General features: G+C 31.9%; 10 protein-coding genes. 7 read left to right on the top strand and 3 right to left on the bottom strand.

Annotated elements, in window-relative coordinates:
• Nucleotides 1–15: 15 nt before the first annotated feature.
• From E9099_RS06410 to E9099_RS06390, 5 genes are all read left to right on the top strand, one after another.
• Entirely contained in the window at nt 16–567 is a 552-nt protein-coding gene (locus E9099_RS06410) for a CopD family protein (RefSeq protein WP_136582858.1), read from the top strand.
• Between the two features lie 56 nt (nt 568–623).
• Nucleotides 624–2,075 (top strand): sensor histidine kinase, encoded by a 1,452-nt coding sequence (locus E9099_RS06405; RefSeq protein WP_136582857.1) that lies wholly within the window; start codon nt 624–626, stop codon nt 2,073–2,075.
• A gap of 48 nt (nt 2,076–2,123) precedes the next feature.
• Complete coding sequence (locus E9099_RS06400; protein WP_136582856.1) at nt 2,124–2,906, top strand: enoyl-CoA hydratase/isomerase family protein; 783 nt, start codon at nt 2,124–2,126, stop codon at nt 2,904–2,906.
• 80 nt (nt 2,907–2,986) lie between these two features.
• Complete coding sequence (locus tag E9099_RS06395; protein ID WP_136582855.1) at nt 2,987–4,702, top strand: AraC family transcriptional regulator; 1,716 nt, start codon at nt 2,987–2,989, stop codon at nt 4,700–4,702.
• Nucleotides 4,703–5,122: 420 nt separating this feature from the next.
• The gene (locus E9099_RS06390) at nt 5,123–5,992 is read left to right on the top strand and encodes a TraB/GumN family protein (RefSeq protein WP_136582854.1); all 870 of its coding nucleotides are present in this window, start codon (nt 5,123–5,125) and stop codon (nt 5,990–5,992) included.
• Nucleotides 5,993–6,074: 82 nt separating this feature from the next.
• Here the strand turns inward: E9099_RS06390 and E9099_RS06385 are convergent, their stop codons facing one another.
• Nucleotides 6,075–6,671 (bottom strand): hypothetical protein, encoded by a 597-nt coding sequence (locus E9099_RS06385; RefSeq protein ID WP_136582853.1) that lies wholly within the window; start codon nt 6,669–6,671, stop codon nt 6,075–6,077.
• Nucleotides 6,672–6,871: 200 nt separating this feature from the next.
• Here E9099_RS06385 and E9099_RS06380 point away from each other — a divergent pair, with 200 nt between their 5' ends.
• Together E9099_RS06380 and E9099_RS06375 are read left to right on the top strand one after the other, a co-directional pair.
• Entirely contained in the window at nt 6,872–7,741 is an 870-nt protein-coding gene (locus E9099_RS06380) for an AraC family transcriptional regulator (protein ID WP_205961025.1), read from the top strand.
• A 62-nt stretch (nt 7,742–7,803) separates the two neighbouring features.
• Nucleotides 7,804–8,565: a hypothetical protein gene (locus E9099_RS06375; protein WP_136582852.1), complete on the top strand. Its 762-nt coding sequence runs from the start codon at nt 7,804–7,806 to the stop codon at nt 8,563–8,565.
• A gap of 162 nt (nt 8,566–8,727) precedes the next feature.
• Here the strand turns inward: E9099_RS06375 and E9099_RS06370 are convergent, their stop codons facing one another.
• On the bottom strand, nt 8,728–11,082 hold the full coding sequence (locus tag E9099_RS06370) for a hypothetical protein (protein WP_136582851.1): 2,355 nt from the start codon (nt 11,080–11,082) through the stop codon (nt 8,728–8,730).
• Nucleotides 11,057–12,076 carry a hypothetical protein gene (locus E9099_RS06365; RefSeq protein ID WP_136582850.1) on the bottom strand — a complete coding sequence of 340 codons (1,020 nt, stop codon included), beginning with the start codon at nt 12,074–12,076 and terminating at the stop codon, nt 11,057–11,059. Before E9099_RS06365 ends, E9099_RS06370 begins: the two co-directional genes overlap by 26 nt.
• Nucleotides 12,077–12,116 lie beyond the last annotated feature (40 nt).

The raw sequence follows: 12,116 nt of genomic DNA, 5'->3' as shown, positions 1-12,116 counted from the left end.
TTTGATAAAACAGTAATGGAATACTATTATAACTACATAAAAGCTTTACATTTAATATTTGTGGTAACCTGGTTTGCGGGTTTGTTCTACATTCCTAGATTGTTTGTTTATCAAATAGAAGCGTTTCATAAGCCATCACCTGATAAAGAAATTTTGGGAGAACAGCTAAAGTTAATGGCCAAGCGTTTGTGGTTTATTATTACTTGGCCTAGTGCAATTTTGGCAACTATTTTTGCTGTTTGGTTATTAATTTTACAACCTTTTTGGTTGCAACAACCATGGATGCATGTTAAATTAACTTTTGTGTTATTGTTGTTTTTATATCAATTGCAAACGCATGTTTATTATAAGCAGTTACAAAAAGATGTCGTTAAAAAAACATCAAATTTTATGCGATTATGGAATGAAGGAGCTACTTTTATTCTGTTTGCAGTAGTCTTTTTAGTGATCGTTAAAAGTGCGATAAATTGGGTGTTTGGTGTTAGTGGTGTCATAGTTTTAGGGGTGTTATTAATGGTAGGTTTTAAACTGTATAAACGCATCCGGGCTAAAAATCCAAACGCTTAGCTAGGGCATTAATTACAGAAGTTCATCTTTGGTTTGATTATTGCTATATTTAAACAATGAAAATAACTAAACTCTCTTTACGTCTTCGCATATTTTTTGCAATGATTTTTTTGGTGCTTTTAGCCTCAATTTTAATTGCATTAGTGGCGGCGTATCAATATTCTCAAGAAACGCAAGATTATCATGAACAACGTTTAGAACGTAAAGAAAAAAACATCAAGCGACACTTAGATTTTGTTATTAGAGAAACGACTTTTGAAGTTATTCCGGAGCGGTTGTCTTTAATTTTTAAAGACGAAATTTATAAAATTGCAGACATACATGGTTTAAAAGTTAACCTTTACGATTTGGAAGGGAGTTTATTGATCTCGTCCAAAGCAAGTTTGCCAGAGGACGCTATAGAGAAATGTATTACTGCCGAAATACTAAATACGCTATCTGATACTTTTGGGCATAAACATGTCGAGTTAAGAGAGGAAAAAGGAGAAAATTTCAGATCGTCTTATACGTATATTACTGATCAAAAATTTAAGCCATTAGCCATTTTAAATTTGCCATATTTAGAAAATGACGACTTTTTATCAAGAGAACTTAATGAGTTTTTTGAGCGGTTAGGGTATACCTATCTTTTAATGTTAATCATTGCAATTACACTGGCTTACTTCTTGTCAAAGTATATCACTAGAACACTTAAAACGATTAGTGATAAAATGAATCAAACGCGTTTGGAAAAGCGTAATGAGAAAATAGAAATAGAGAGTACAACAGAGGAGATCGCAACGCTTGTAAAAGCGTATAACAGTATGATTGATCAAATAGAAGAAAGTGCTGTTAAATTGGCTAAAAGCGAGCGTGAACAGGCGTGGCGAGAAATGGCAAAACAAGTTGCGCACGAGATCAAAAATCCATTAACACCAATGCGATTAACAGTGCAAAGCTTTCAACGTAAGTTTAACCCTGAAGATCCAGAGATTATTCAGAAATTAGACGAGTATAGTAAAACGCTTATTCAGCAAATAGACACGTTGAGTGCTATTGCTGGTGCTTTTTCAAATTTCGCCAAAATGCCTGCGCAGCAAAACGAAATTTTAAATGTGGTTAAAGTGGTAGATTTAGCTTTAGATATATTTAATGAAAATTATATCCAGTTTCGTCCTGAAAAAGACGAGATTATGGCCAAATTTGATCGAACACAATTAATTAGAGTAATTACAAACTTGGTTAAAAATGGTATTCAAGCGATTCCTGATCATAAAACGCCAGAAATTTTAGTGAGTGTTTTTGATAATAATGGTAGTGTGGTATTGACTATTTCGGATAATGGAAATGGGATTTCTGAAGAAAATAGAGCTAAAGTCTTCGAGCCGAAGTTTACAACAAAATCTAGTGGCATGGGGCTTGGGTTAGCAATGGTGAGAAATATAGTAGAAACATATCAAGGAACAATTACCTTTGTTACTCAAAAAGATGTAGGAACCACATTTACAGTGACGTTTCCTAAAGAATAAAAAAATAAACAGGTTTCGCTTTCGCGGAAATAATAAATAACATTAATTATGAATTTCGAAAACATACTTACAAGTACACAAAACGGAATAACTACTATTACTATTAATAGACCGTCAAAATTAAATGCTTTAAACAAAGTAACAATAGAAGAATTGCATCATGCGTTTGATGCGGCTAATAAGGCTGTAGATACTAAAGTAATTATCATTACTGGTAGTGGCGAAAAGGCTTTTGTCGCAGGAGCGGATATTAGCGAATTTGCTAATTTTAGTGTTGAAAATGGAGGGAAGTTAGCAGCAAAAGGACAAGAAATTTTATTCGATTTTGTTCAAAATCTAAGTACTCCAGTAATCGCTGCTGTTAACGGTTTTGCGCTTGGCGGAGGTTTAGAATTGGCTATGGCTGCACATTTTAGAGTAGCCAGTGATAATGCTAAAATGGGATTACCAGAAGTTAGCTTAGGTGTTATACCAGGTTATGGTGGTACGCAGCGTTTACCGCAATTAGTGGGTAAAGGACGCGCTATGGAAATGGTGATGACAGCAGGAATGATAGATGCTCCTACAGCGTTAAGCTATGGTCTAGTAAATCACGTGGTAACACAAGATGAGTTATTACCTTTAGCAGAGAAAATTGCTAGTAAAATCATGAGGAACTCAACAGTGGCAATAGGGAAAGCTATTCAGGCTATAAACGCTAATTATAATGATGGAGTTAATGGGTTTGAGGTTGAAATCGAACAATTTGGTGCGTGTTTTGGAACAGAAGATTTTAAAGAAGGGACCACTGCGTTTTTAGAAAAGCGTAAAGCAGCATTTCCTGGGAAGTAATAACAATAATAAAATATAAAAAAAACCTCACAATAGTAAATGTTGTGAGGTTTTTTTATATTCACGTTTTACTATATATAATGCGAAATTCTATTTTATATTTCTTGTTTTCTTTAATTAGTGCGTGTGGGTTTGCGCAAAGTCAAGATACGTTGTCTAATAAAACGAATCAAGAATTGTTTCAATTAATGCAAAAAACAGGATTTGAAGATATTGATAAAGGGCTAGAGGTAGGTCAGTATTACTTGAATAAAACCAGTAAAGATGGTGATGATCTTGAAAGATTTAAGGCCTTAAGTTTATATATATTAACTTGTATTCAGGGAAGAAAATTTAATTATTTTGAATCTCAGGAGGTCCAACTTGCTGATTTGGCAGCAAAAAAAGGTTTCGATAAACAGTTGATGGAGGCTTATTTTTTACATGCCGACAATTATTTTTATCAAGGCTTATTCGGAAAGGCTATTGAAACTTATTATAAGTCATTTGAATTAGCCAAAAGACAAGATGATATTGTTTATAAACATCTTAATTTAAAGCAGATTGGTTATTTAAATTATTTTACAGGAAAGCTAAAGGAGTCTATTAGGCTGCAAAAGGAAGCTATTGCATTGTTATATAGTGAAAAAGCTATTCGCGACACCGTTTTGGTTAGTTCTAAACAAAAGATGGAATTACGATCTCTTGAGTTGCTTACAAGAACTTTTCTCTTTGCGAAGCAAAAGGATTCAGCTAGAGTCTATAATGACAAAGCATTTGAGATGAGAATGGTCGAAGATAGTTGCTTTGTTAAAATAATTATAAGACAAAGAGCAGAGATTTTTGTGCTTGAAAGGTCTTTTGATAAAGCAAAGGAGTCTTTAGAGCAGTTTAAGGCGCATTGTTTTAATCCAAAATCAATTGACGCCTTTTTTTTAGGTTCAGAATATGGAAAAATATATTTAGAACTAAAGGCATACGATAAGGCTGTTGAGGTCTTGAATAAAGGATTGGAGGGTTTTAGTCTAGAAGGCCAAGAGGCTTTTGCTACTAGTTATCTTAAGCTTTTAGCATTAGCTTATAAGCATCAAGGAGATGTTAAAAAGTCAAATTTTTATTTTGAGAAGTTTGTTAACGCAAACGAGGATTATGGTAAGATTAAAGATACTGTAGCTGCTAGAGTGAAATCGCAAGAAGTAAAGGCATTTAAAACAGAATTAAACGCTATTCAATCCGAAAAAGAAACACAAGAGAGCTATTTGAAGTATTTAGCATTTGGGGCAACTTTGGTGATATTGGTTCTGTTATTTATGTTACTTAGATTTTACAAAATCAAAAATAAAAATGAATTGAAGTTTCAAGAGTTACTTGCCAAGGTAAATGTGGCTTCAGTAAAAGCTAATATAGTAGATACAAAGGACTCTGTTTTTGAAAGGAATGGTAATGCTAATGACGTTAATGAGGTCATTAAGCAACAAATTTTACAAGGGTTGCAAAAATTGGAGGAACAAGATTATTTTTTACAACAAGATTGTAATTCTTATAATGTGGCTAAAAAAATAAAGACTAATACGTCATATCTATCAAAGGTTGTTAATTCTCATTTTCAAAAAAACTTTAATACTTATATTAACGATTTGCGTATAAATTATGCGGTTGTTAGATTAAAAAATGACTCTCAATTTAGGCACTATTCTATTCAGTCAATTGCTGAAGAATTAGGGTATAAAAGTGCAGATTCTTTTACAAAATATTTCAAAAAACATACAGGTTTAAATCCTTCTTTTTATATCAAGCAGCTCAATGCTATAGTTTAGTTTTTGCCCTATATTTATAAATTTAGGGCTAGGCTTTTTTTGATATAATAACAAGGTTGATTAGTGTTTATGATGTTGTTTTTTAGTGGTTTGTAGTTTGTTTTTTGAGCCCTAATTTTCTAAAATTGGGGTTGTTCCTCTTGTTTTGTGTTTTTATTTGATGGTACTTTGCCTTGAGAAACAAATAGCACAAATGTCAGTTTCGATGTAATCTTAATCAAATTAAATATGAGATCTAAAACAAACAATAAAATAGGCATTATTAAATTTTGCATTGGCTTAGTTGCAGGAATAGCAATTTATTTAATACATGATGTTTATTTCTAAAATCAAAAACCAAATGATAACACTCGTGAAACAATTGATAGATATTGTAACAACTATCTTCATTTAAATACTAATACTATAAATCAAATACTTATGAAAACTACAAAACAATTAATCGCCTCCATTTTATTAACAGTAGTTGCTGTTTTTAATTTGCAAGGACAAAATAATGCTAAAACTAACCTTTGGAAAATTGAGGGTGATAGTATTAAAACTTCTTATCTTTTTGGAACATTACATTTGTTGCCAGAAAAAGACTTTGTGTTGAAGGATAAAGTGAAAAACGCATTTGATGCGTGTGATAAGGTTGCTTTAGAGATTGATATGGCTGATGTCGGTTTTGGTGCAGAAGTTATGAGTAATGCTTTTTTGAAAGAGGGGGAAGAGCTTAAGTCATATTTAGATGAAAATGAATATGCCTTGTTGGATACTTACTTAAAAGATAAAACAGGTGTTGGTATGGTTAACTATAATAAGTTTAAGCCTTTTATGTTAATGTCTGTAATCATGACGGCGTCTATGGAAGAAAAATCAGCAAGTTTTGAATTGACTTTTATGCAAATGACGAAAGATGCAAGTAAAGAAATGGAAGGTTTGGAAACTTTTGCAGATCAAGTTAGCATTTTTGAAAACGAACCTTATGATGAGCAGTTAGATAAGTTTATTGAAATGATTGAAGATCCAGATAAAACGGCAGATGCTTATCAAAAACTTTTGGGATTATACTTAGCGGAAGATATTGATGGTATGTTCGATTATATGGATGACTATATGGAAGGTGATTTAGAGGCGATGAAATTATTTTTAGACGATAGAAACAATAATTGGATCCCTAAGTTTGGAGAATATTCTAAAGACACATCTGTATTTTATGCTGTTGGAGCAGGGCATTTAGGAGGTGATCAAGGTGTTATTAGTTTGCTTAAAAAAGCTGGATACACTGTAAGTCCTGTTTTAGATTAAAGTATAGGATCTACTAATTGAATTTTAAACAAAAAAAAGACGCCGTATGGCGTCTTTTTTTTGTTTTGTACAACTTGGTTGCTTAAAAGTTAATTGTCGAAGTAAATGATCTTCCATTTGCTGTTACAACCACTTTGTAGGCTTCGTCTTTGTCTTCTAAAAGTCTAAACTTTTTTCCCATAGTAGTTGTGTTTTTAAACGTGCCAGAATAAATTTTTTCATTTGTGTTTTCAACACTGTCGTAAAAAATTTCGATCGTATAATTTACTTGTTCGGGGTTCTGAGCAGTAATGTAGATATTGTTATTATTACTAGTTACTTTCGGCTTGTTAAGAACAGAAACTTTTTCTTTATTAAACGTGACTACATTTATGTCAACTGTAAATGGGTATACTCTGATTTGATTTTGTTTATCTAATTCAAAGATATAGTTTCCATTAGGCAAAGCGGTTAGGTCAAAAGACTTATTGTATTGACCATTTTCTATAATGGCTTCTTTATAAAGAATTAGTCCAAAAGCATCTTTTACTGTCAGTTGGTCTCCTTGATTAACTTTACCAAACTTTAATATTGTTTTTCCGTCTTCTTCATTATTTAAAAAAGTGTGCTCTGTTGCGTTACTGCTTAGCGTAGCAAATACGATTGCTAAAGCTAAAATGTGTTTCATAAATTTTTTCATAATAAATCGTTTTAATGATTATGTGTGCAAAGTTAGAATAGAAGAGGGGTTCTAATAACAAGAGAATTGGCATCTTTATGTGCTATATTAACAGAATAAGGTTTTACGAAAACGTTATAGGTTAAAATAACATATAATAGTGCTAAATTAGCATACAACTTAACATGGATATGTTGTAATTTTGTAAAAAGTTTTAAAAATTGAATATAAAGCCTACATTAAAAAAGATTACCCCCACGTTTGGGAGCTCAATAATTGCAGTTCAGAAAACTAAAAAACGTAAACGTAGTGAGGCCTTTTGGCACTTTCATCCAGAATTGGAAATGGTGTATGTTAATAAAGGGAAAGGACGTCGACATATTGGAAACCATTTGTCTTACTTTAATAATAGTCAATTAATCTTAATAGGATCTAATTTGCCACATAATGGTTTTACAGATCGATTAACTTCTAAAGGGAAGGAAACATTAGTACAATTTCATCCTGATTTTTTAGGTGATTCATTAACCGGTTTACCGGAAATGAAAAATATACTTCAATTATTAGAGCGCGCGAAAAACGGTATATTGTACAAACAAGAGATAAAAAAGATAGTGGGCCCTAAGATTGAGAGATTACCTAAATATGAAGGTATAAAGCGAATTACTAAATTACTTGAAATATTAGAGTTACTTGCGCTGACTGATGATTATACAATACTTAACCAAAACGGTTATGTGTTCGAAACCCAGCCACAAGACACAGACAAAATTGATAAGATTTATAAGTATGTCAACAAGAATTTTCAAAATCACATCACTTTAGATCAAATTTCTGACTTAGTTAGTATGACTGTACCTGCGTTTTGTCGCTATTTTAAAAAGATAACGAGTAAAACCTTTACGCAGTTTGTAAATGAGTACCGCATATTTTATGCTACCAAGTTACTAACAGAAAGCCAAAGTAGTATTACTGATATTTGTTTTGAATGTGGATTTAATAACTTCTCTCATTTTAATAAAGTATTTAATGAGGTGGTTGGTAAAAGTGCTTCTAAATATAGAAGTGAAATAAAGTTGATGGTTCAATAAAAACTTAGATATTTTTTTATATTAGCGCATATTTAAAAATTAATTTAATCAATAATTTATTCATGAAACTAAAATTACAAATTACATTACTTACCGTTTTAGCCCTTTTTACTGGTTGTAGTGACGATTCTACAACGGAGGAATTTAATGCAGCTAATGAAGATGCAGCAGTTAAATTGATTACAAATTTATATGTTATATCTGCCGAAGATGGTGAGGATAATGCATCAGTAACTATTAATTACGACGCAAACAACCGAGTGTCTAGTGTTACAGATGGAAATGAAACAAGTGTATTGGTTTACAGTAATGATAATTTAACCAACGTTACTGGAGGTGGTGATGCTTTAAATGTAGAAGAATTATATGAGTCTCCATATGATGCTTTTGAAACTGGGGAAGTAATGGAATACGATAGTAACATGAACCCTATAACTATTAAATTTTTTGAAGAATATTATGATTCTTCAACGAATACATCAACATTGTTAGAATACTATGCTGAAATTGAATATGACGATGCGCCAAACCCATTTTTTTATACATTAGAAGCAGCCGGAATTATAGCTGTATTAGATAATGTAGAGTTAAACTTTAGTATGCTTATGGAAGCGCCAGAAATTGTACAAGCAAGAATGCTTTTGCCAACAAATAACATCAAAAAAATCACCTATAAAGATCCAGATTTAACGCCAATCTTTGAAATTGTTACAGATTATGTTTATGATTCTGAAAATTACCCTTCTACAGGTACTGTAACTTCTACAGATTTAGAAGATGCTAGTATTAGTGTTGTTTCTACTACTTTTACTTATATGGAGTAGTAAGTATGTTTAATTGGTAAAGAAGGTTGTATTAATGTTCGTTTTTGCGGGCTTAATACAGCCTTTTTTTTATTTTTAGTATTACCATTCAGTATTAAATTGTTGTAAAAGTTAAATCATGCATTGGTATATTTGTTTTGCTATTTATCTTATTTAAGTTTATTAAAACCAACTACATTCTTTTAAAATTTCTTGATAAAACTGGGTGTCAGAATACTCTTTTTTTAACGTTTCAAAATAACTCTTATGACGATTACATAGCGTTATAAAGTATTCATTTTTATCGTTATCATAGAAGGACTCTTGGCAGCTGTTTGCTTTTGCTAACATAAAAAGTAATTTTGCTTTAGTTTCTTTAGTTCCAGAAGCAGTAAGCCCTTTTTGAAAATAGTTAGTGGCGGTTTGTTTTATGTCTATGGCTTCTATTGTGTTTTGTGAGTTCTCGTCTTCGTTGTCGTATTGATATTTTGCTAGTAAATCATTTCTATTATTGTTGTCAATATAAAATAAGTTATTTACAAACCAACCATTAGCACTCATGTTGTACCAAGCGTTACCAATCATATAGTAATAGTCGGCTGTGTTTGCGGTTTCTGTTTTTGCTAATGTATTTAGTTTAATAAGTGTAGACGTTAATTTTATTTTATTGTCTTTATAGTTTTCGTCGGACTTTAGATTGCTTGTCGAGGCGGTAATTTTGGATAAATATTTTAAATGAAATTTATCAGAAATAGCATTAAAACTTACATCCATCCATTCTTTAATGGACCCAGAGAAAATTTCTGGTCTAATGTCTTCTTCCCAAAATAGTTGTGGTAGTTCGACTTTTTTAAACGCATTAAGAGCAAGGTCTAATTGGTTATTTGCTAAAAACCAAGTGCCACGTAAATCGTGAACAAAATCTTTTGCTGGTGGATTTAGTCTATTTAGAATTGTTTTTTCAAACGCTGTTGGTGTGGTTAAGTCTAAAAAAGCATCAAACGCATTAATAGCCTCTAAATTAATATAAGGGTATACAGATTCAAACGCGTAATTATAGGCGTAATTAGAACCTATAAGACTCCAATCGAAGGTTTGTTTTGAGATTCCGGAGTCATAATTAATAGCTGTAATAGCGCTTAAAATGGGATTGCTTTTTTCATATACTGCGCTTATGTGGTTAAAAAAAGCGGCAACTGTTGGTCCGTGTGTATTTAAATCGGGATCATTATTTATACGGCTAAACAAGGTGTTTATTCTTGGTCTATCTATCGTTGTAATTTTTAAATGGTCTAAAGTTAATTGTAATCTTTTTTTATGAATTAAATACGCTGATTGTGTTATTGAATTTAGGTTGTTTTGTGCATCATCAAACAATCCAAGTTGCAAGTTTTGCATAGTCATAACAAGTTGCCATAAGGAAGGGTTTTTAAGGTTTGGGTTGTTTAATATATCTTGACATACGATTTTGTATTTTGACATGGCGTACATAGATTCGTCGTCATGATCAGAATAATAACGAGAATTGTTATGTCTAAAGAGACTTGATTGGATTTGATCCATCTGTCTCACTGCCAAAATTTTTAAATAAGGAGAATTGACATTGATGTCTGCTATGTTTTCTGTTTCTACAATAATATTACCGCGACCGTGAAAAGCTTTAAAAAAATGTTTTGCATCTTGATACGCTGTATTTTGTGTAAATGCTTGGTTTTGTTCTAAGCTAGCCCAATCTAAATAACGAAGGCTTAACGCGCAATTATTGCGTCTGTCCGGTAAATTATCGTAGACCTTAAGGTAGTAATGGGCGGCAGTAACTTCATCATTAATATTAAAATAAGCGCCAGCAACCTGCTCTAAAGCGCGATAGTAAATATAATCCGATGCTTTGGTGTATTTAATTATGGTTTTAAACGCGTTAATAGCTTTTTGGTTGTCTTGTTTGTAGTGTAATAGTTTAACAACTTGGTAGCCCAAGCGATTTTTGTAAAATTGATTAGGCGCTTTATTTATAAGTCTATAAGTGTCAGTTAATAATTGATCTTTATCTGTTTTTTCTTGATCTTCGCCTTGATACCAATCATCTCCTGAGTTCCTGTCGCTTTGAGTTTTTGCAGTTTTTTTGGCTAGTATTAAATAGTCTTTAAAAAACGAATAGCTAGATTGACTGATTTTGCTATAAATGGATTTGTTTTTCTGCTCGACTTGTTTAGGGTCATTTAGTTGTTCTAAAGGTAGATGATATATTAATTGTGTTAATTCCTCTTTAGTAAATTTACCTTTAAAAAAAGTGTGCCATTCATTAATGTTTAGTAATGTTGTGTCATAGCCATGCTCATAACAATAGGTTTCTTCTGGGCAATTTAAAAACGCCCAATTTTCTGCTTCTATTAGGCTAAATTGATCTACTATTTGATAATAATAATCGTTCCAAGAGCCTCCCCAACCACAAAATGTGGGTGTTTCATTTGGGGTGTTGGATAGTGCAATAAAAGGGAGTAAAAGTAATATTCTATTTAACCAAGTCTTTAATGTCATCTTCAGAGAATTTTAGAATTAATGGAGAGGTTAAGTGATAGAAAATGGTTTCATAATCTATGACTGATGCCTCTTTTATCAGAATAGCTAGTTCTTTAAGTTGTTTTTTGGGGACCGTTTCAATACGTAATTTGTCACCTTCGTATATAAAATTGCCATCAATATAGGTCTCGTTTTTTGCAATATACGTCGTCTCAGAAATCAAATTAAAATTTGCTTTTATATCCTGATCATTGTATTGATTTATAAGACCAATAATCTTACCGTGTCTGTATAGAATTCCCCATTCAAAAATAGGTAATGCTACGTTGTATTTAATGGGGTAGGTTTTTAAACGTTCTAAATATTTTGCAGTTATTGTGTTATTAATAATAGTGTTTTTTTGATTGCTATCGCTAATATCTCCAACATTATAGGCCATTAGTATAACCTTGTCTACCGGTGGAACTCCTGTTTTTTCTCTATATTTTATTTGATGCAACCTCACGGTTGAGGTTATTAAGCGGTCAGGGCTATGTTTTTTTAAAGACTCTAAGAAGCTAAAAAAAGAGGTTTTTGTACTTTGAGACCAATCACAATCAATTTGAATGTCTTCACAAATGATCGTATTATTAAAGTTTTTTGAAAGTAAGCGATCAATCTTCTGTATTGTATTTCTGGCTAATTGATCTAAATTAACATTAGAAGCGTTGGTAAACACACTGTTCCTAATAAAAATAACAGGGACTACTTTATTAAATGGAAGCGCTGTGTCTTTTGTGAATTGAGTTGTAGCGACAGGAAGCGCATTTTGTTGTTTTTCATTATATACAATGTCAAAAAACCTGAGATATAGTTTCTCGCTCAAACTATTGGTTATTAGTTTTTTTTCGGATTGAGGTAAAGAGAACTCTGTTTTCCAATGGTAATAAGAATACGGTTTAACTTCATGGTCCCGTTGGCAGGATATAAAGGCAATACTTGCTAAAACGAAAAGCGTTATTTTTTTCACCATTGTGTTTTTTATAAATTTTATGTGCGTAATGCAAATGGAA

Origin of the sequence: Psychroserpens sp. NJDZ02, from assembly GCF_004843725.1 — a bacterium.
In the GTDB taxonomy this organism is placed as follows: Bacteria; Bacteroidota; Bacteroidia; order Flavobacteriales; family Flavobacteriaceae; genus Olleya.
The sequence above is the reverse complement of the archived record's forward strand: the minus strand, read 5'-3'. Positions and strand labels throughout refer to the sequence as shown.